The organism is Vibrio sp. 10N, assembly GCF_036245475.1.
In the GTDB taxonomy this organism is placed as follows: Bacteria; Pseudomonadota; Gammaproteobacteria; order Enterobacterales; family Vibrionaceae; genus Vibrio.
In genome coordinates this window covers 3275776-3296918 of sequence record NZ_BTPM01000001.1, presented here as the reverse complement: position 1 = coordinate 3296918, position 21143 = coordinate 3275776, and the positions used below count along the sequence as shown (strand labels likewise).

The following is a 21143-nucleotide window of genomic DNA, read 5'->3' as shown; positions in this document are numbered from 1 at the left end:
TATTGGCTATAGGCCATATACCCAATAAATGCCGGCAATCGTCGTTATGCCGTAGACGATGCTAACGGGAGCCCCGATTTTTACGAAGTCGCTGAGTCTATATTTTCCGGCATTAAATACCATTAAGTTTGTTTGATAACCGTAGGGGCTTATGAAGCTAGCGCTAGCACCAAATGCAACCGCCATGATGAAAGCCGTATTGTTCGCTCCAAGTGCCTCAGATAAGCCAAGTGCAACAGGGAACAACAGGGCAGCCGCTGCATTATTGGTGACCAGTTCCGTCAGAAGCCAGGTAAGAATGTAAACCACAATAACAGCAGTAAGCGGTGACAGATCATTCAAGTAATGTTGAACAAAGTGTTCTAAAACTTGCTGTCCTCCAGCATTAGACATGGCCTGAGATAGCACTAGTGCGGTAGCAATAATCAACCAAATATCGACCGGGAACCGACGAAGTAACTCCGAGACACTCAAGCAGTTACAAATGAGTAGAACGCCAAGAAGTAAACAAACGCCCTTAAACAGTGAAACTACTCCGCAAGCAGACAAGAGAATGGTACCTAAAAAACCGAAGCAGGTTAGGAGTTCTTTGTAACCTGAAAGCATGACTTCTGGTTCATGCCCGCTGACAACGATGAAGTTCTTCTGTAAGTTTTGTCGATTTTTAAAGTCAGGGCCGACCGCGAGAACTAGAGCATCACCAGCCATGACTTTAGAGTCACCTAGCTTGCCTGATATCCTTTGCCCATCGCGACGTATGGCCACTACGGCAGCGTCAAATTTGGCGCGAAACCCAACTTTTTTTAGCGACTGACCCAGAAGGCTACTCTCTGGCCTGACAACGACTTCAGTAAGGTTGTTAAGCGGTAAACCATTGTCATGCGCGAAGGTTTTGAGGCCATCAAACTGACTCAATTGCATGACTTTGTTGATATCACCACTAAAGATAAGTCTATCATTTTCTTGCAATCGCTCAGTGGGAGTAACTGGACTTATCAGTTGTCCATTACGAACTATTTCAACCAAAAATAACGACTCGAGATGACGTAAGCCATTCTGCTGGATGGATTGACCAATTAGACTGGAGCCACCCAGGACTTTAGCATCAATGAAGTAGCTTTTAGACTCTCTAGCTGTCTGTTGATAGGCTGGTAGCCAGCGGTTGCAGATGAGTAATGTTAAACCGCAAGCAACAACCAACATAAGCCCGACTTTGGTGAAGTCAAAGAATTTCAGTGACGGTAGTCCAAAATCTAAAACTAGGCTGTTAACAATGAGATTGGTCGATGTACCGACTAGAGTGAGCGTACCGCCCAAAATAGCCGCGTACGACAGTGGAAGAAGTAGCTTGCTCGCGGGGTGGTAAGGGTTATTTCTTATCGGGGCGAGCATGGTAGAGACGACAGCCGTATTGTTCAGGATGGCTGAAGTAGTGGCGGTGATACCAAATAGACGAAGCCAAGTTTGAAGGTAACTTTGGTGAAGGACTTTTGTTGCGATAAGTCGCAGTAAGCGAGTTTTTTCTAGCGCTAATGAACACAGCATTAGCAATACAAGAGTGAGGAGTCCCTGGTTAGACATACTATTGAGTACGTCATTAGCGGATACAGCGTTGGATGCAAACAGCACCATAAAAGCAACGCCAAAAACCATCGCGGGTCTTTGTTGATAGCGAATCAACCCCGCAATAGTGAGAATAAATACAATAAGTACCAACATTGAATAAGCCTTGGGTGAGTGGGTTCGGATAGGTACTCTGGTGTTTATTTGTGTTGTGAACCTAACCGTATAAAGCCCTTGTCGTCAAATGACGACAAAGGGCTTTACCATTTGTAAACTGACGCTATTTCAGTTTCTTAGCTCCCCAATGTGGGAAGTGCTTAGTCACGAGCTTATTCAGTTCCAGTTCAAACTCAGAGTACTCACTCGGTGCTTGTGCTGAAATTAGACTTTTATGGGCATTGCGAATCATGCCCGCACCAACAGTGATGTTAGTGAGTCTATCGATGATAATGAAGGCTCCAGTCGAGCGGTTTTCATTATACGCATCAAAAGTCACAGCCTCGGTAAAGGTAATTTGGCAATGGCCAATCTCATTCAGAGCGAGCTGATTGGCCTCCTCTTTCTCCATCGTGTTGACATCAACTTTATGATAAATGCTTTGCACTTCCCCAAAGACTGATTTGGCACCGACCTTAATTTCATACTGACGATCAACGTGCAATGGTTCCTCTGCCATCCACACAACATCAGCATCAACGATTTGACTAGATTGCGGTTGCTCATGCGGTCGTACCAGCATGTCACCACGGCTAATATCGATTTCATCTTCCAGAGTAATAGTTACCGCTTGATCGACGTGTGCTTTTTCAAGGTCGCCATCAAAAGTTACAATCGATTTTACTTTACTTTGTTTGCCCGAAGGCAGTGCCACAACAGAATCGCCGACACGAATGTCCCCGGCAGCGACTGTTCCTGCGAAGCCGCGGAAGTCTAGGTTAGGGCGGTTTACATATTGAACTGGGAATCGGAACGGTTCAAAACCACCACGATGAATGTTGACCGAGTTTAGAAGCTTCATAAGAGGGGAGCCAGGATACCACGGCATATGCTCACTCTCGTTGACCACGTTATCGCCCTTTAGCGCAGAAATAGGCACAAAGCGCACATCTGTGAACTCTAAATCTTTTGCAAACTCACGGTAGTCATCTTTAATTTTTTTGTAGACATCTTGGTCGTAGTCCACAATATCCATCTTGTTCACGGCAACAATGATATGCTTGATGCCTAGCAATGAACAAATATAGCTGTGACGACGAGTTTGGACTTGTACACCGTGTCGAGCATCAATCAAGATGATTGCAAGGTCACACGTAGAAGCTCCTGTGGCCATGTTACGGGTGTACTGCTCGTGTCCTGGAGTGTCTGCGATGATAAACTTACGTTGTTCTGTAGAGAAGTAGCGATATGCAACATCAATAGTGATACCTTGCTCTCGTTCAGATTGTAGACCATCCACTAAGAGCGCCAAGTCGAACTCTTCGTTGGTGGTATTGAAGCGCTTTGAGTCTTTTTCGATCGCTGACATATGATCTTCAAAAATCATCTTTGAATCATACAGAAGTCGACCAATCAGTGTTGATTTACCATCATCAACGCTGCCGCACGTTAAAAAACGCAGCAGATCTTTGTTTTCGTGAACGCGAAGATATTCTTGGATATCTTCAGCGATTAGATTTGATGTGTGTGACATTTTTAATTCCTTTGGAATTTTAGTGACTGCACGCTTTGCTAGAGGTCGCTTCGCTATGGGACGCTTTGCTATTGGGCGTGTCTGTACTTAAATTCGTTTATGTTCCTTGAGTTCTTTTGATTAAAGCACCTAACATACGACCGATAGTGTCGCATTCATGCTTGAGTTTCATTGCCGGTTCTGGAGCAATGTAGCCAATATTGTTTGCAATGATGACTTGGGTTTTTAACTCGCCAAGAGAGCCTTTCGCTATGGCTAAGAAGTGAGCTTTTTCTTTGCGCGATAAGCGTTCGCAGCCTTCTGCGATATTGCTTGGTACAGAGACAGAACTACGACAGATCTGATCTTTAAACCCAAAATCACGGTTATCTTTCATTAAAGAATAAATTTCAGTAGTCAGTGCGACGCTTTTACGCCAAACATCAAGCCTTTCATAGTTCATCTTCGTCACCCTTGCATGTAGGACGCTTCAGCATATACTAACTCGCTACTCGCTACTCGCTACTCGCTACTCGCTACTCGCTACTCGCTACTCGCTACTCGCTACTCGCTACTCGCTACTCGCTACTCGCTACTCGCTACTCGCTCTAAAAATAACCTTCCATCTTCTTTTTCTCCATCGAGCCAGCAGAATCGTGGTCGATGACGCGCCCTTGGCGCTCAGAAGTGGTACAAAGAAGCATTTCTTGGATAATTTCAGGCAGCGTTTGCGCTTCAGATTCAACGGCGCCAGTCAGTGGGTAACACCCAAGTGTACGGAAGCGAACCATTTTCATTTCTGGTTCTTCGCCCTCTTTAAGTGGCATACGCTCATCATCGACCATAATCAGAGTACCGTCTCGCTCGACAACAGGGCGCGGAGCAGAGAGGTAAAGAGGAACAATTTCAATATTTTCCAGATAGATGTACTGCCAAATATCGAGCTCTGTCCAGTTAGAAAGCGGGAATACACGGATGCTCTCGCCTTTTTCTACCTTAGAGTTGTAGATATTCCAAAGTTCTGGACGTTGGTTTTTCGGATCCCAGCGATGGTTCTTATCTCGGAACGAGTAAACGCGCTCTTTAGCTCGCGATTTTTCTTCGTCGCGTCTTGCGCCGCCGAATGCCGCATCAAAGCCATGCTTGTCTAGAGCTTGCTTGAGCGACTCTGTTTTCATGATATCTGTGTGCTTTGCACTACCGTGAACAAACGGGCTGATATCCATGTCCAGTCCGCGTTGGTTTTTATGTACGATGAGATCGAAACCATACTCTTCTGCCAGTCGGTCACGAAACTCAATCATTTCTTTAAATTTCCAGTTAGTGTCAACGTGCATTAGCGGAAAAGGGATCTTTCCTGGGTAAAACGCTTTTCGCGCTAAATGTAGTAGAACCGATGAGTCTTTACCGATGGAGTAAAGCATGACTGGGTTATCAAATTCAGCGGCAACTTCGCGCATTATTTGAATGGATTCAGCTTCTAAAGCCTTAAGGTGGGTAAGTCTATTGTTTTCCATAGTGTCTGTTTTTGCTAAAGGTCGAAACCTGTTTGCATTCCTTCTAGATATCTAGCCAGTGGCTATCATAAGTTGGACTCACGACTAAGTCGAGAGAGAATCAATCCATACACTCCTAAAGTGAGCTATATACCTCTAAAGCCTGCTCTAAGTCCTCGAAGTACTCGAGCTTCCCTTGGTGCAGAATAACGGCGCTGTCACAAAATTGTCGAATTTCCTTTAAGTCATGGCTCACCATGATCACGTTCGCTGTTCGAGACTTGTCTAATAGCGCCTGTTTGGCCTTACGTTTAAATTTGGGGTCCCCAACGGAGGTCGCTTCATCAATCAAATAGACGTCAAAATCGATAGCGATGCAACACCCAAAGGCCAAGCGAGAACGCATACCGCTGGAGTAGCTTTTGACAGGGAGATCGTACTTGATGCCAAGCTCTGCAAAGTCTCTAACTTTTTCTTCGTATTCCGCTAGGTTGTCTACACCGTTCACTCGACCGATAAAGCGGGTATTTTCTCGTCCGGTCATTTGTGGGTGAATACCCGTCGCCAAGGCGACAGGCCAAGAAATGGATTTGTCAGTGACCACTTTGCCTTTATTTGGGTATTCACTGCCAGCAAGGATTCTAAATAACGTGGACTTGCCTGCGCCGTTAGAGCCCAAAATAGCGATATTCCGGTTGCTCGGGAAGGTGAAGTTTAGGTTCTCAAAAATATACTGATTCCCAAGCTCTGAAGGATAGAATTTGGTAAGGTTACTAGCTCTAATCATCGTGTATCCTTTGCTTGTGGATATAGTTCTTGGCAAGTTTTCATTCTGAATGGATTTTTTTTAACTTAATTTTCGAGGCTTTTAATATCGAACGCGCCATGACTCCAAGTTTTACTGTGATTATCAATGATATGATCTTGGCTGATGTTGTTGGAGAGTTGTTTTTGAAGTTTAAAGCAACATTGCTCAAGTATTTTAGTGATATCTTTCGACATTCATTGTTTACTATTATTAAGTGCTTGCATGTGCTGTTGAAATCAAATTTTTCCCAACAGTCTTCTGGTTGTTTTACATGCGATGATAAAATATTTTCTTCAAGAAGGTGCTTATTGTCGAGTGCTGTTATACCTTTGACATGCCTATGGTTTAGCCTGAACTTGTCGCCAGAAACCATAGATAGTAGGTGTATATTTTTTTGATAGTCACTCCCTGATAGAGGGACTTCCTGATATTGATTGGAGTTTGATATGTAGTTTTGAATAAGTTCATAAGATTGGGCGCTCAAGCTTTCATTACTCATTTTGACTGATTTATATGACTGCTTGTAACCTACTACTTTTTCGAGGAAATATTGCTCTAATCCACGCTTATATTTACATGCTTCTTCAAAACTATGTTCAGTGATTATCGATTGAGGGAAAGTGCGTTTGAGAGCATCAATGCGCAAGTAGTCATTACTCATTTTGCTTGCATTTAGCCCATCAAAGATAGATTGCTCCAACGTTCCACCTTTTAGTCGTTCTTGAACAACACTGGTAATATAGTTACCAATATCTCGTTTGAAGTAGTGAAACTCAAAGGTTGCTTCTTGATCGGCGATAGACTCAATCAGTTTTTTTAACCTCTCAAGATGAGGGGTATCTAAATTTGATATCCCCTCAGCAGAAATCAAGAGAGTTCTACTTGTCGAAGATAGACTTTGTAACTCGTTTAGGTTAGAGCTATTTGATGTTGAAATTTCTATCTGTTTAATTCTGTGTCTTATATTTAGGTGGTATAAAGAGGGTTTGTCACTTACTAGATTTATTATAGGCCAAGAATGATTGGCTGGTTTGAACGTAGCTATGGTGAGCTGAGGGTATGCAATACCATTATTTAGTAGTGCGTTGTGATTCTTTCTAAGCGTTCTCTGAATTGAAGTTGTGCCTGTTTTATGTAGACCCAGGTGGATGATAACGTGCTTAAACAAAACTACCTCGATTATAAATACAACTCAAGTGAACGTTCCAAATTTTCTATGTCTATGCGCCATTTTATTTCATTGCTTGATACTGATATCAAATCATCAGGGGTACAATATCCAAGGCTACGATGACCACAAATCAGGTCGGTGTTTACTTGGTGATTTAGACCTGGGTTAATTCTCATTATAGGCAAGCAAGTTAACCCCAGAGTGGTCGCTGCGTGTGGAATGAAAAATGAATTTTGAAGACCAGAACCAGGGTTTCCCGCTATAAAAGAAGTCTCAGATAGAATAGTCTGCATCTCTTTTTGGGTTAATAGCTCAGGGGTAACAATGTCAAACCCAGAAATTTCAAAAAATCGTTCCACTTCACCTTCATTCTCCAAGATACGCCCTTGAATAGGGTTTTTCACCGCTTTTCTACTTAGATAGATCTTTTTGTTAGGTGGGTTTGAACCGCTGTTATTGCTGTTTGACATGTTGCGGTTTATTGTGTTCCACACATGTTTTGCTTCGTCTGATAGATAACAGTTCCCATCGCTTACAGAGATCGATGACTCTGGGATAACCATATGCTCAAAAATCGTAGGTTCTCTTACGAACGTGATATTTTCTCTTTGCAACCCGAGTGCATGACAGAACTCCATTAAGTTGGATTGAAAGAATTTATCCTCAGCTTCTTTAGTAAAGTTACTAAAGACATGGAATACAAACTTAGTGTTTTCTTGTAGAATCCCTGGTTTCTTCAATGCTAGCCAAATACGAGTAATTGATTCTTGGATAAAGTGTCCATAGTGTGGATTGAGCATCCCCATATAGTAATAGCTACCGCTCAAATAAGTTTTTGGCAAATTTTTTCGGAAAGGATAAATAGGCACTTGTGAGTGATCTCGATATCCTCTCAACACAGGTTTGTAGTGATCAGCAATAAGAATTGGGTTAAGGTGCTTATCATATGCCCAATGCTCGAAAAAACCGCTAGAAGGGATGTGATAAGATTCATTATAAGGTAGTAGTAGAACGTTATCTTCTATTTGGTACCTAGGAGTGAACTTAGTAAAACTAGATTGATAAAGGCGCGTATCGCTGATATCTGAACCACATATCGGAGTAATATGGTCTTTAAGTTTTAAAGAGTAATCATGTTTGACTCTTCGAGCCACAGGATCTTGGTAGTTCATTTCAATCATTTGTTTTCAATCCATTGATATCGTGCTTTTAATCGTTCACAGTCATGTTGATAAGTATTACGAGTGATTTCTTTCTTTATTTTATTACTGACCGATTGTTGATGTTTGCCATCGTAGTCGATGTTTGACAAAAATGAGATCAACTCCTTTCTTTTTTCTACATCGTTACAGACTCGATCAAATGCTCGCAGTGTTTGGGCTGCCTCAAAAGGTATGGAAGAGTTGACCTTTTGGTTCGTCGATATTTCGTCAGGCAATGTGATGTCAATGTCAGAAAAAAAGCTCCGAACAAAATCTTTAGAGTCACGAGTAAACTCTTTAACGTAAATATTTTCGTCACCGATATGCCTTGCCCAGATATCGAGTTTTTCAGGGAGACGTATCTGATTCAGTTCTCGATGACAAAAATCGAAAATATGCTCATTTTGGCGCAGTCCCCACTGCACCTTAACCGCTTGAAGGTAAGCGGATTTTAGATAGTCGGTGTAATCTCTTATTGCAAACAATACCTTGACCTGTAAGCCACTTTTTAGCGCATCCTTTAACATATATCCGATATGATTTGCATTGTCTCGAATTAAAAATTCGCTAGAGACTATGGTGCTGGCATCTCTGTTAACAGCAAAGTTGAGTAGTTCCTTCCATTCCTTTTCAAAAATCGCTGGGCTAAACCCAGGATGAACAGAGGCAAAATGATTGTGTGCACCGCCATAAACGCCATACGGTGAAAAACAGGCCTGTCCCGAATTGTTTGTAGGTAACTCAAGTCCTATGGTTTGAATTGCGCTTGTTGCTGTTTTACCAATTCCAGGGTGGAAAATAAGGGTCTTAGGTTGATTTAGATTGATGCTCATAATGGGTTATTCACCAAAAAACGGGTAACGACCAAAGCTACTAATCATTGGCCCCCATTTTGCAATTAATCGTTCGTTTAATTCATCTTTACCGACGAGAGGGTTATCAAAGCCGGCTGCTTGCCACTTATCAAGTGGGTTTAGGATATGGAGGTTCGCCAAACCAAAATCACCGGGGATTTGTGCATCGGCGACGGCATTGTCACCAATGTGTACGAAGCTGCCCTTGTTTTTAAGGTGACCTTGCATATATGACCACATACTGCCGTTGTCTTTGCGCAGTCCCATCTCTGAGGAGACATAAAGCTGATAGCCATTGGTGACCCCTGCTTTACGCAGCATGAGTACGATTTGATGCTCACTGTAGTAAGTATCAGAGATAATGTAGACCGTTTTTCCTGCGCCAATGAGCGTGTTTAATATGTCTACGATTTCGTCTTTGCTTTCAATCATCGCTAGATCGTGACCAAATTCCACCTCAGCGTATTGCTGCGCTTGCTCGGCTGACCAGTCGAAGTGCTGACCTAGCTTTTCATAGACTTGAAAAATATTCACGTCGCCTTGGAAGTTTGTCTCTTTACGCACTTCAAACTCGGCGTTGTTGCGAAGCTTCACGAATTCATGGGCGCTGGCGACCAGTCCCTCTTTTTCGAGCTGTTGCCCGAACTTAAGCTTGGCGTAATCTGGGACGAAGTGGCTACGACGTACCAATGTATCAAACACATCGAATGAGATGATGTCAAAAGGTCTGACCTTATCCATAAGTTGCTGTTTTGTATTCACATAATTTGAGAAGACAAAACTTTTATCATGAGTAAAAGAACCTAACTCTGGTACATAAAACAGTTGCTTGTGACCGGTTTTCTCTGCAAGCAGGCCAATACAACGTTCAAGTGCATGAAGCTCTGAGCCATCATTGGGCAGCGGTTCGGCCGGGAAATCATCGTATTGGTAGGTTTTGTCTAACAGCGGCTTGAGAGCCGAAGGCCTTGCCCAAAACATTCCACCCACAGGGTAAGCAAGGAAGTCGTCATGATGTTCGATCTGCCATTCTTCAAAGAATCGCTGCTTAAAAGGTTTGTTCTTAAGCCAGTGGTTTACCCAATCTGGCATCATGAAAAACGATGTTGGGTAATAAATGCCGCAGTCTTTGTTTTGAGCAAAATACGTGAGCATTTGAGCGACACGATGCGAGTCTTTGAGCAAGAACTCACCTAAATAGTCTGCCCATTGTGTTTGTTGGCGACCAGAATAAAGAGACTTCTTAGAATGGAGGTGAGCAAAAAGATCATACCGCATCAATTGCTCGGCAAACTCGACCAGTAACGGCCCGAAATTTCGCCCGTGGTTCGGCACAATAGCGACCTCAAGTTTCTTGACGTTATCACATTGATTTAGCTTCGTTTCAGCGAGCTTTTTTGACGCTTCACTGGTCACCGACACAAAGACATCTACTTTTGTCGGGAAAGTCTTTAGGCATTCGAGATAGTAATCGAGAAAGTCATCGTAAAACACATGTAGGCAAAGGGCGATATTTAATGACTCAATCGCCTTGATGTCTATAGGGGTTGTCAGCTTGTCGGTTGGTGTCCAGTTCGGCAAGAACGGTCGTGAAGCTCGTCCCTCGTGACTGCCGGTAGCGAGATAATGGGCTAGCGGTGGTAACCCAGAGTGATAGACATCTGTATTGGCTTTTAAGTAGTGAAGGTTATCGAATGCTGGACTTGGGCTCACACCACAAAAGCGGCTTTTACTTAGATAGTCACCAAATGCCTCAAGTTCGCTATTAAATACGCGCTGTTGGACATCTTCGTACCACTTACGGTCGAACATGCCTTGTTTTTTTGCGTCTTGTAGCAGCTCGATTTGATCGGTGGATAGCGCGGCGACGGTGCCTTGCAGCTGTTTGGTTTGCTTTTTAAGTTGTCGTTTGATGAGGTGAGACTCAGTTCTCACTGCCAAGCGCATTAACATTGGGTTCTTACGCAGCAGTTTTTCTGCCAGTGGTAATTTGTGCTTTACCATTGCTCGGTAGTTCATCGTTTTAGTCCCCAAAAATCTAATGCGTCCAGTGTGCCTTCTCCTGCGATGTCATCATCGAGAGAAAATACTTCCCAGCAACTGCGCGGGAACATGCCTTGTTTTTTCATGTGTGAAGTGAGAATTTGCTCTACTTCTTGTTTTTCAAATGAAATATCGAGAACGGAATGTTGCTCGATGCTTTCAAGAGCGGCTTTCATCATCGCTTCCAGCGTGTGGAAGTTATGCTGTGAGCGAACTTTACGTCCAAAGAAAAACTGGTAGGTTTGCTCACCGGTTTCATCAAAACGAATATCCTGAAACTGACCTGTTGGAGCTGTCAGCACAGCCTCCAACAGCATTGAGCGATCCAATGGCGTGTAACCTTCGCCAAGCTTACTTCCCTCATTTAAGTAGCCTTTCATAGTTAATTGGTTGCCGTTATGCGTGCGTTGACCTGGCTTTGAGGCAATTAAGTAGTGCCCTACCGAATCGACATGAAATAGCAGACTTAGCAGTGTCTGAATGCTGCCACTGTAACCAAGATCAACTAAATGAACCTGCTTATGGTCGAAAAAACCAAGGCTTGATAGATAGTGACGGTAGGCATTCATTGATGGTGCAATGATTGCTTCTAGTTGTGGAAGTTTTTCCTGCAGCAGTTGAGCAATTTTCTCTAAGTCGTGGGGTAATACGATACTTTTCGTTTGTTGTTTCTCATCGAACAGTTTACGGATGCTGACATCACTGAGCATAAAGCGCGTGCGCATTAGCTCATAAAGACTACCCGAGAAAGAGAAGTCGAGTGAAATGTCATAACTCTTAGGCTCAATAAGGCCTAACTTGAACAGAAAAGCTCGAGATGCCAGTAGATATTGAGAGTTTGTCTTTACACCGCGTGCGTGCTGATAAGTATCGTAAGCTTGTTCGAGCCAATATCCTTCGCGGGCAAGAAAAAAGTAGTGATTGGAGGGAAACTGAGCGAGTTGCTGAGAAAAGAAAGTAAGTACAGGAGAGGCGAAGGTTTGCCCCACCTGTCGCAGTGATTCTATAGCCATTTAATACATTGTCCTAGCCGTAAGCTGTGATTGGGAACGCTACCGCCCTATGGTTTCACAGTATTGACGCATCCATTTTGCGTAGTCTTTTGTTTTTCGAGTAAGTTTATTGAAAACAGGAACGATAGATTTTCAATATGACAATAGAGGATACAGGATGACTTTTTCAGCTGCAATATCTCCAGCGAGTCGCTGGGACTAGAGAGCTTAATGAAAGGCTTAGAATGTTACTAATCTTGTTTCATTTGCTGTGCTTATTGGGTGGTTATCTTGCATTGGGCTGCTCGATGTGGCGGGTTTTATAAAAAGATAGGTATTCTGTATATTATTGATGTAAATCACATATTTTATATATAACGGCAGTCAATATGCCCGTACGGTAACTGCTACCTGTTTCATTGTGTAACAATATCAACCATTGTCAATATTTTGTGATTTTTACGTCAAAATGGAGTTGGTATGAAAACAAGGCGAATAGTGCCGATCGTGTGTTTGTCAGCCGTGGGTTTGGCAGGGCAGACGGTTGCGGCCACAACGACTTACTTAGATATTGATCGCGGGTCGAACCATTCTTTAATGATTGATGGTGAGGGGCAGTTATTTGGGATTGGTGCAGAGCAAAACTTCGTTCCGAATACAGGAAGTCAGTTAAATGGAAGAACCACGCCTCTCTCTCTCAGTAACTTAGTACCAGATGTCACTAAATGGAAAGATATTGCTGTTACGCAGGATAGCTCGTTTGCGATTTCAGAGAGTGGCGATCTCTATTCTTGGACAGGGCACTACGAGTCCGACTGGTGGACCGATAGTGAGCATTGTGACCTAGGCAGAGGGACAGGATTGTCCGAAGATACGGTGAACACCCCTATGTTGGTGGACAGTAACCAGACTTGGTCTAGCGTGTACGCCAATGACGACTCAGTTTTTGCTATTACTGATAGCGGTAAACTCTGGGTTTGGGGTGAAGGTAGCAATGGTCGTTTAGGCACCGGGTCTTCAACAGACCAGTGCGCCCCTGTCGCGCTATTGCCAAACGAAACCGTTCAAAAGGTTGTTAATTACGGAAGTGCAACCTTGATTCTTACTGCAGATGGCCGTTTGTTTACAACAGGGGACACTGCTCTTCGCAACTCACTAAATCCGCTCGAGATGGCGAGCAATCATGCTTGGGTTGATATTGCCGTTGGTGATGACTTTGTCATCCTTATTGATGAATTGGGGCAGATCTATTCTCACGGCTATAGTTATTTAGGTGCACTGGGTCTCGGTGACGATGTGCGTCAAACCAATAGCTTGACAAAAATCGATGATTCAACAGATTGGAAGAGTGTTTCTGCCTACGATGATCATGTCATTGCAACCAAAAACGATGGCTCGGTTTGGACCTGGGGTTACAACTCGTCTGGGCAGTTGGGGCGAAACAATACTTCCACATTATATAAACCCGAGAAGGTTGATTTTACTGCGACAGCCAATAAGGTCTTGGCAGACATCTACTCTACTTATGTGATTGATGAAAAAGGTGTTCTGTGGGCAACAGGTTCAGATAGCAGTGGCCATTTCGCATTAGGTGCGACATATTCCAGTTCTGTATTCGTAACACCTTCTTATCAAGTAAGCTATGCGGGTAAAGCGTTAAGCGCGGGTAGGCATCACTATTACGTACTCGATGCAAGTGGTGTGCTCTGGGGCGGAGGGCAAGGAAGTTCCTACCTTTTAGGTATCAATGATGATGTGCACAAAGCTACACCATCACGTCCATCCTTAAGTCAATGGATTGACGTTTCCTCTGGTGTATATACTACAATGGCCATTAACAGCGATGGCCGTCTCTGGGGGTGGGGCGACAATAGTTATAATTTGCTGACCGCAGAAGAAGTTAGTTATTTAAATACGCCATACCCGATCAATGATGATACTTGGCAGGCGATAAGTGTTGGTACTTACCATGCTGTCGGAATCAAAAGTGATGGTACATTGTGGGCGAGAGGTTACAACCGCTATGGTCAACTTGGTGATGGTAATTATGGGTATAACGCCTACTCCGATGATTTTGTTCAGATAGGAGATGATAATACTTGGGTCGAAGTTTCCGCCTTCTTAAATAGCACCATCGCACGTAAATCGGATGGTTCTCTATGGGCTTGGGGATACAATGGCTATGGACAATTAGGACTCGGCAATACTTCAAGTACGATATCTACGCCAACGCCGCTTAATGCTGGCGGCGATTGGGTCGCTATTGCAGACACTGCTCATAGCTCACATATGCTGGCTATAAAAAAAGATGGAAGCCTCTGGGGCTGGGGCCTCAATGGCCACAATCAAGTAAGCAGTGATACTACTGATAATATTGTGTTGCCAACAAGAGTGGGGACGAAATCAGATTGGAGTAAGGTTGCTGTAAGTCGCTACAGCTCTTTTGCGATCAAGACAAGTGGCGTTTTGTATGCTTGGGGTGACAATGATTACGGTGAATTAGGTCTTGGTCATCAGAACGATCAGTCTAAGCCGCAAGCTGTTGAGGGCCTTTGGCAAGAAGTATCTGCTGGAGATAACTTTACAGTAGGAACACGACTTGATACCAATGAATTGTATATGTGGGGTCGAACTGTAACCAATGATAGCGTATGGCTCAGTTATGCGAATTATTTAACCCCAACGCAGTGGTCCTACTACGACCGTGATGGTGATGGTATTGCCGATGGCGCAGATGCTTTCCCAGCTAACCCTAAAGAAAACTTCGACGCCGACTACGATGGCATCGGCGATAACGAAGATACAGATGACGATAATGACGGCCTGAGCGACGAATACGAACTGCTCAATGGCACTGATCCTAACTTACCTGATAATGGCCTGGTGGATCGTGACAACGATGGCTACCCTCTGTTTGTTGAGTATCAAGCTCAAAGCTTTGATAACAACGCGCAGTCTGTCCCGACTCGTGATAAGTATCGCTTATTCACATTTGCGGATGATAAAGACATCGTTAGCTTCGCTTCCCAAGGTTGGGCGGTGACGTCTGGTGTGGATTCAAGAAATGGCCATGCCGTTAAGTCAACCACGCATGCCGATGGTGGTGAAGACACACTCACGCTAACCTCTAAATTCCACAATGGTTCTATCGTCTACTGGGCAAAGGCCTCGACAGAGAAAAAGTACGATAAGCTTTACCTCAAAGTCGATGGTACAAAAGTGGAAACTACTGAGCTCTCCGGTGTCAATGGCTGGACTCAGTTTGTTGTGGATATTGAACAGGGTCAGCATACGGTCAGCTGGCATTACATCAAAGATGATGAAACCAACGAGAACGAAGATACCGTTTGGTTGAGTGACATCGTCATGCCAATCGACCTAGATGGTCTAGACAGTGATGGTGATGGTCTAACCGATGCTTGGGAATACAGCCACGGGCTCGATCCATACAATGCTGCAGACGCTAATCAAGACATCGACAACGATGGACTGACAAACCTAGAAGAGTTCTTCACTGGTACAGATCCGCGCTCAGACGATACCGATGGTGATGGTATTCCTGATAAGTTTGAGATCGATAACAATCTAGATCCACTCGATGCAACTGATGCTCTCAATGACGCTGATGGCGATGGCCTGTCAAACCTAATGGAATATGTGTTGGGTACGAGCCTGTCTAACAGCGACAGTGATGGTGACGGTGTTAGTGACTTTGACGAGCTAAACAATGGCACCAATCCGCTTGATTCGAAGGACTTTGTTGAAGATTACGTACAAGCGAAAGTTTGGGGTGATGTGAACAAGGATGGTAAGTCGGAAGTGTTGGCGCTTGATGCATCGAGCAATGATACGGTCACTGTTATTTGGTCTAGCTCAAATGGAGTTCATAAAACTGTTCTAGAACTTTCCTTGCAGAATCCTACTCTGATTGAGTTAGAAGATAGAAACAATGATGGGGTTGCAGAAGCAGGAGTCTTTGGCTTTGATAAAGTGAAGGGTAGGTATGTTCTGGCTGTAATAGAAGTGTCTTCTTCTATGAAGTTACTGGGTATGTGGAATTGGAGCAATACGCTCAATGACGTTGAATTCCGCCAAGTTCCGGATCTTAATCTCGATGGCCAGGCTGACTATGCTATTGCAGGTAAACATAAGCTAAATTCAACAAACCAGCTTATTGTTCGAAGTAGTGATGACAAAGGTATCATTAACACATACAAATGGGTTGATCTTTGGAAAGATGTCCAATTATTTGCCTTAGATGACCGAAACGATGATGGCGTACCTGAGATCGCGCTATTCGGCAACAGGAAGAGCAACGGTAAAGCACAGCTGTTTGTTCTTGATGGTAGCAATACATCACGACTAGAGGTGTACAACTGGAACTCGGTGTGGAGCAAGGGTACAGCGACTCTACTTCAAGACCTTAATGGTGACGGCACGAGAGATGTGGGGCTGTTTGCGAAGCGCAGTGATGATGGGCGCTATCAGATGGTAGCGAAACATGGACACTCTCGTTTAGGTTTTGCGGGTAAAACTGCTTGGCCAGGAGATCTAAAGCATGTACGTCTTGTATTTGTAAATGATAGAGATGGCGATGGCTTGAATGAACTCGCTCTATTTGGTGAGTCTGGAGAGGGTACCGATGCCAAATATAAAATGTTGATTACGTCAAGTCGCGATAACTCTAGATTGCAGAACCTATCTTGGAAGAAGCTATGGAGTGAAGTGCATATTGAGCAAATTGCTGACCTAGATGGTGATGGGCTTGCCGAAATCGTACTTGTTGGTCGAGATTCAAAGACCGGTATACTTCAATTATCGATTCGTGGAAGCTCAACAGGTTCGACAGTTTCAAGTACGACTCTGCCTGATACTTGGGAGGATGTCACAATCAATACTGGTGATCTAAACGGAGACGGCGTTCAGGATTTAATCATCATAGGGGAAAGCCAAACCGCTCTTGCTACAAAGGTCTTAGGGGTCAGTGGTGCTGATGGCCGCACTGTCTTACACAACCAAAAAGCTGTTCAAATGTAGCTAAAAAGTATTGCTAAAATAATGACAAAAAGCCCAGTGTGTTCTGGGCTTTTTTGTTTGCTTTGAAAAGCTCGCAAACACCTTAGTCAAACTACCTGGATTGCATGGAAGTTGACGCATCCCTTGTTTTGATAGAGATGCGAAGTTTGATACACTAAACCAAGGTTATACAGTACATGGAAAGAACGGTGCAGATAATAGAAGAAAAGCCCCAGAGAGAGGTAAGGTTTCATCTGGATAGTATTCACCAAACAAGTGTTGCCGTGTTTGTCTCAGGATGGTTTGTCACTGACGAGAAAGTTGAAGCGTTAAGGTGGTACTCTAATGACGTTGAATTGGCTCAACATACTAAGTTTGTCTCTCGGCTCGATGTTGTTGAAGAGTTGAATTTAGATGAGAACAACTACTGCAGTGGTTTCATAACAGTGATTGATAGAAGAGGAGGGGATCTAAATGATCTCAGTCTCATGCTTCACGATCAGAAATTACCATTGACGATATCTAACGAAGTTTATCGTTCCAAACCTGATGATATTCTTAATTTGCTTGGTAGTGAAAGAACGGAATTTTTATCTAAAGTCAATCTATTTGATGCTACTAGTGCTAAAGTTAACACTAAGTTTTATATGGATATTTGTGAGGTTGACCAAAATAATTTTGTTGTCATTGAAGGTTGGGTTTTATCTGACAATGTTACCAAAGTATGCTTGGTCAATGCATTTGGAGAGTCGCAGGACATTAGTGAAGAATTAACACGATTTTATCGTAGTGATGTGGCGGAAAAATGCAGCCCAACTGAAATGAGGATTAAATCTGGGTTTTTGACAATATCAAAGCTCAATATTATTAATAATGGCGTTGTAGTTAAAATAGAAACTCTTGACGGAAATGACATCATCTACCCTGTAATGCAATCGCAAAGGGAATATTCGGCTAGTGAATTATTGAAGATGCAGCTTAAGTATATTGACATATATGACAAGGGGTTCATTAATTCGGGATATAAGAAAGTCCTCAATTCGATAGCCACCATTTGGAATGCTGAGGATAAGAAGAAAAAATCTAATGCAAATAAACACCAAACTATTTTTGGTGAGGTGAATTATAAGCCATTGGTTTCACTTATTATTCCTATTTATGGTCGATATGACTTTATACAGCATCAGCTATTGGCCTTCAGTCAAGATCACGACTTTAAAAATCATGAAATAATCTATGTTTTGGATGACCCAAGCATTGAAAGAGAGTTCATGATTTGTGCGGAAGGTGTATTTAATACTTTTTTTGTACCATTTTCAATAGTTTACTCAAACGTCAATTTAGGGTTTTCTGGAGCAAATAATTTAGGAGCGAGCTTCGCTAAAGGAGAGTTCGTTCTTGCATTAAACTCTGATATTATGCCAACCAGTGAAGGCTGGGTAACAAGGCTCGTCAATACATATAACGAAAAATCTGATTGCGGTATCCTTGGAGCGTGTTTGCTTTACGAAGACGACACCATTCAACACTTGGGAATGGAATTCGCTAAAGACCCCTATTACCCTAATATTTGGATGAATTATCATCCAAATAAAGGCATGCCTATTCACTTAATGGGAGATGGTGAAGTTAGAGCCGTAGAAGCTGTTACAGGAGCTTGTATGTTGATTAAACGATCTTTATATGAGTCGGTAAATGGCTTTGATGAAGGCTACGCAATTGGGGACTTTGAAGACTCTGATTTGTGCCTAAAAATAACGTCTTCAGGTAAAAAAGTATACTTAAACCCAAATGAAAGATTAGTTCACTTAGAAAGACTATCACAAAACTTAGTGGATAGCGGAGACTGGAAGTTTAAATTAACAATCGCAAACGGTATTCGTCAGAAAAACAAGTGGGATAGAGAGATTGTTGAGGTAAAGAAAGAGTATGCGTAAAGTATTGATTATGTCGCATGGCCACCCAGATTTAAACAAAGGGGGGGCAGAGCTGGCAGCATACCAGTTCTTTGAAGAGAGCTTGAGGCAAGGAGATGATGCGTATTTTTTAGCGAGAACTGACGCAGAGCCACATGGTGGAGCGGCATTTTCGACTAAGAACTCACCAAGAGAAATCTTAATGCATACGACGCATGATGATGCATTTCTATTCTCCAATATCAAGACGCGTCATCTATGGGGGGATTTTAAAAACCTAATTGAAAAACTCTCTCCTGAGGTTGTATACATACATCACTATTTCTTTATTGGAATAGAAGCGATAAAAATAATCAAGGACGCTCTGCCTTCTGCAAAGATTGTAGTTACGCTACACGAGTACCTAGCGATATGTGCGAATGGTGGACTAATGAAGAAAACCAATGGCTCATTGTGTTACAAATCAAGCACATTAGACTGCAGTCAATGTCTCAAGTTAACCGAGAAGAGTCCAGGTGATTTCTATCTGAGGAAGAGATACTTGATGACATTTTTTAGTTATGTCGACCTCTTTATTTCACCGTCTAAGTTCTTGAAGGATCGTTATGTTGAATGGGGGCTACTAAGTGAAAAGATCACTGTTATCGAAAATGGCCAGCCAAAAGTTGAAAAGTTGATATTAACAAAAGAAGCCTCTGAGAAAACCACGCTTTGCTATATTGGTCAGATAAACTCAAACAAAGGATTAGATGTCCTTCTAGAGTCTATTGCGCTGCTTCCGAATGAGCAGTTACAGAAAGTACAAGTTAATATTCATGGCACTGGATTAGACAGTCAGCCGCAGGAATTTAAGAAGAAAATTTCTAAACTTAGTAAAAAGCACAAAGATGTCGTTAGTTTCTTTGGCAAGTATGAGGCTGAAGAGCTTCCCAGCATTCTCCAAGATGCTGATTGGGTGGTAGTGCCATCTACTTGGTGGGAAAATTCACCGATGGTCATTCAGGAGGCTTACAAGCATCAAGTTCCTGTAATTGCGAGTAATATTGGTGGCATGAAAGAAAAGGTCACAGATGGTGTAGATGGTTTTCATTTTAATGTAGGCAAACCACAATCTTTGGCTAGAGTAATAGAGAGAGTTATTGCAAATCCCACATTACATGATGCGTGCAAAAGCAATATTAAAGAACCCAAGAGTATTGCCGACGCCTATGAATTAATAGTAAGTGAGGCGTTTTAATGTACAGTTATTTTAGTAGAAAGATTAACGCGGATTTCTTTGATTTAAGATTGAACTCACCCAGCGCTGGGTTATCTGAAAATGGAGATTTAGGCTTTGAAGGATACTTAATTAGCCAAAGACCCATAAGAAATATAACTTGCACTAGTTACTTCGACACAAAAGCAAAGATAACATTAAATATTGAAAACGCGGAGCCTAGTGAGCGCATACAGTTAGGTATATCTGAAAAACTGCACTTGTTAAAGTACAAAGTGTTTGTGAGTATGATGGAAGATGTCAATGATCTCCATTGTAAGCTTGATGTAGAAGTTGAAGAAGGACAGTGGACACAGTTGTTTGCATTTTGTGTCCAACATCATCAAATTTTTCCAGAGGTTCGATTAGTAGTAGGTTCTCCACGTTCCGGTACCACGGCTGTCGGTATGGCAGTAAACAGGGGGGAAGGAGTAAGATCTCATGGAGAATCTCATGTACTTCAAGGTGTAGTTGCATCAAATCAGTCTTTAGAAGACTTCTTTATCAAGTCTTCAACTGCGCAGGTTACAGGAAACTTGGTCAACGAGATGCCTAAAACAATGACTCTTGCTGCAAATATTAAAATGGTAAGAGAGATTTATCGAAGGCATTATGGAGATACGGTGTATGTGGATAAAACACCGGGTATACCTATGCTGAACTCGTTAGAATTTGCATTTGATGTCTGGCCCAATGCAAAAGTAATTTTTTGCAAACGTAGGGGGATTGAAAACGTCCAATCAAGACTTATAAAGTTTCCTAATGTTCCTTTTGAACATCATGTTAAACAATGGCGGCAAACCTTTATAATTTGGCGAAGAACCCAAGCTTTGCTTAGCTCAAAATTAAAGAGAAACGACTGGTTTTTTGAACTAGAACAGTATGAGTTAGCGAATAAACCAGAGCCAACTATTAGGCAATTATCTGAATTTCTGAACTGGAATAATATGAAGTTCAGCCGAGCATTAAATGCAGTATTGGGCAAACGTCCCCAACAAACTAGTCAATCCGACAGGGCTAAATCATTAGCTGATATGAGTTGGACTGAAGAAAATAAATCTATTTTTTCGACAGTATGTAGTGAGGAAATGGCTCGTCAAGGATATAGTCTAGACAGCCAATACTACGCTAGTGTACTAAATAATAAGTGAGCAGTGC

14 protein-coding genes are annotated in these 21143 nt (G+C 42.7%); 4 read left to right on the top strand and 10 right to left on the bottom strand.

The annotated features are described in order from the left end of the window. Positions 1-6: 6 nt before the first annotated feature. The 10 genes from AAA946_RS15230 to AAA946_RS15185 all read right to left on the bottom strand — a co-directional run bounded on the left by AAA946_RS15230 (position 7) and on the right by AAA946_RS15185 (position 11819). Entirely contained in the window at positions 7-1719 is a 1713-nt protein-coding gene (locus tag AAA946_RS15230) for an SLC13 family permease (RefSeq protein WP_338165577.1), read from the bottom strand. Between the two features lie 124 nt (positions 1720-1843). Next, on the bottom strand, positions 1844-3253 hold the full coding sequence (cysN, locus tag AAA946_RS15225; RefSeq protein ID WP_338165576.1) for a sulfate adenylyltransferase subunit CysN: 1410 nt from the start codon (positions 3251-3253) through the stop codon (positions 1844-1846). Positions 3254-3350: 97 nt separating this feature from the next. Next, positions 3351-3695, bottom strand: a complete 345-nt coding sequence (locus AAA946_RS15220) for a four helix bundle protein (protein WP_338165575.1) — start codon at positions 3693-3695, stop codon at positions 3351-3353. Between the two features lie 145 nt (positions 3696-3840). Beyond that, positions 3841-4749 carry a sulfate adenylyltransferase subunit CysD gene (gene cysD / locus AAA946_RS15215; RefSeq protein ID WP_338165574.1) on the bottom strand — a complete coding sequence of 303 codons (909 nt, stop codon included), beginning with the start codon at positions 4747-4749 and terminating at the stop codon, positions 3841-3843. A gap of 115 nt (positions 4750-4864) precedes the next feature. Next, on the bottom strand, positions 4865-5515 hold the full coding sequence (locus AAA946_RS15210; RefSeq protein ID WP_338165573.1) for an ABC transporter ATP-binding protein: 651 nt from the start codon (positions 5513-5515) through the stop codon (positions 4865-4867). 40 nt (positions 5516-5555) lie between these two features. Next, positions 5556-6407, bottom strand: coding sequence for a hypothetical protein (locus tag AAA946_RS15205; RefSeq protein WP_338165572.1), 852 nt, complete (start codon positions 6405-6407; stop codon positions 5556-5558). A gap of 308 nt (positions 6408-6715) precedes the next feature. Beyond that, positions 6716-7888 (bottom strand): glycosyltransferase 61 family protein, encoded by a 1173-nt coding sequence (locus tag AAA946_RS15200; RefSeq protein WP_338165571.1) that lies wholly within the window; start codon positions 7886-7888, stop codon positions 6716-6718. Next, the gene (locus AAA946_RS15195) at positions 7885-8742 is read right to left on the bottom strand and encodes a hypothetical protein (protein ID WP_338165570.1); all 858 of its coding nucleotides are present in this window, start codon (positions 8740-8742) and stop codon (positions 7885-7887) included. The genes AAA946_RS15200 and AAA946_RS15195 overlap by 4 nt, the downstream gene beginning before the upstream one ends. Before the next feature lie 6 nt (positions 8743-8748). Next, positions 8749-10782 carry a rhamnan synthesis F family protein gene (locus AAA946_RS15190; protein WP_338165569.1) on the bottom strand — a complete coding sequence of 678 codons (2034 nt, stop codon included), beginning with the start codon at positions 10780-10782 and terminating at the stop codon, positions 8749-8751. After that, entirely contained in the window at positions 10779-11819 is a 1041-nt protein-coding gene (locus tag AAA946_RS15185) for a hypothetical protein (RefSeq protein ID WP_338165568.1), read from the bottom strand. Before AAA946_RS15185 ends, AAA946_RS15190 begins: the two co-directional genes overlap by 4 nt. Positions 11820-12278: 459 nt before the next feature. On the opposite strand from AAA946_RS15185, the gene AAA946_RS15180 reads away from it, so the two are divergent. From AAA946_RS15180 to AAA946_RS15165, 4 genes are all read left to right on the top strand, one after another. Next, positions 12279-16835: an FG-GAP-like repeat-containing protein gene (locus AAA946_RS15180; protein WP_338165567.1), complete on the top strand. Its 4557-nt coding sequence runs from the start codon at positions 12279-12281 to the stop codon at positions 16833-16835. Between the two features lie 176 nt (positions 16836-17011). Continuing rightward, positions 17012-18751 (top strand): glycosyltransferase family 2 protein, encoded by a 1740-nt coding sequence (locus tag AAA946_RS15175; protein ID WP_338165566.1) that lies wholly within the window; start codon positions 17012-17014, stop codon positions 18749-18751. Beyond that, positions 18744-19967, top strand: a complete 1224-nt coding sequence (locus AAA946_RS15170; RefSeq protein ID WP_338165565.1) for a glycosyltransferase family 4 protein — start codon at positions 18744-18746, stop codon at positions 19965-19967. The genes AAA946_RS15175 and AAA946_RS15170 overlap by 8 nt, the downstream gene beginning before the upstream one ends. Then, positions 19967-21136 carry a sulfotransferase gene (locus AAA946_RS15165; protein ID WP_338165564.1) on the top strand — a complete coding sequence of 390 codons (1170 nt, stop codon included), beginning with the start codon at positions 19967-19969 and terminating at the stop codon, positions 21134-21136. Before AAA946_RS15170 ends, AAA946_RS15165 begins: the two co-directional genes overlap by 1 nt. Positions 21137-21143 lie beyond the last annotated feature (7 nt).

What these genes read in the sequence shown, in the direction of transcription:
- AAA946_RS15230 (WP_338165577.1), bottom strand. Translation starts at nt 1,719, where the DNA reads ATGTTGGTACTTATTGTATTTATTCTCACTATTGCGGGGTTGATTCGC.
- cysN (WP_338165576.1), bottom strand. Translation starts at nt 3,253, where the DNA reads ATGTCACACACATCAAATCTAATCGCTGAAGATATCCAAGAATATCTT.
- AAA946_RS15220 (WP_338165575.1), bottom strand. Translation starts at nt 3,695, where the DNA reads ATGAACTATGAAAGGCTTGATGTTTGGCGTAAAAGCGTCGCACTGACT.
- cysD (WP_338165574.1), bottom strand. Translation starts at nt 4,749, where the DNA reads ATGGAAAACAATAGACTTACCCACCTTAAGGCTTTAGAAGCTGAATCC.
- AAA946_RS15210 (WP_338165573.1), bottom strand. Translation starts at nt 5,515, where the DNA reads ATGATTAGAGCTAGTAACCTTACCAAATTCTATCCTTCAGAGCTTGGG.
- AAA946_RS15200 (WP_338165571.1), bottom strand. Translation starts at nt 7,888, where the DNA reads ATGATTGAAATGAACTACCAAGATCCTGTGGCTCGAAGAGTCAAACAT.
- AAA946_RS15195 (WP_338165570.1), bottom strand. Translation starts at nt 8,742, where the DNA reads ATGAGCATCAATCTAAATCAACCTAAGACCCTTATTTTCCACCCTGGA.
- AAA946_RS15190 (WP_338165569.1), bottom strand. Translation starts at nt 10,782, where the DNA reads ATGAACTACCGAGCAATGGTAAAGCACAAATTACCACTGGCAGAAAAA.
- AAA946_RS15185 (WP_338165568.1), bottom strand. Translation starts at nt 11,819, where the DNA reads ATGGCTATAGAATCACTGCGACAGGTGGGGCAAACCTTCGCCTCTCCT.
- AAA946_RS15180 (WP_338165567.1), top strand. Translation starts at nt 12,279, where the DNA reads ATGAAAACAAGGCGAATAGTGCCGATCGTGTGTTTGTCAGCCGTGGGT.
- AAA946_RS15175 (WP_338165566.1), top strand. Translation starts at nt 17,012, where the DNA reads ATGGAAAGAACGGTGCAGATAATAGAAGAAAAGCCCCAGAGAGAGGTA.
- AAA946_RS15170 (WP_338165565.1), top strand. Translation starts at nt 18,744, where the DNA reads ATGCGTAAAGTATTGATTATGTCGCATGGCCACCCAGATTTAAACAAA.
- AAA946_RS15165 (WP_338165564.1), top strand. Translation starts at nt 19,967, where the DNA reads ATGTACAGTTATTTTAGTAGAAAGATTAACGCGGATTTCTTTGATTTA.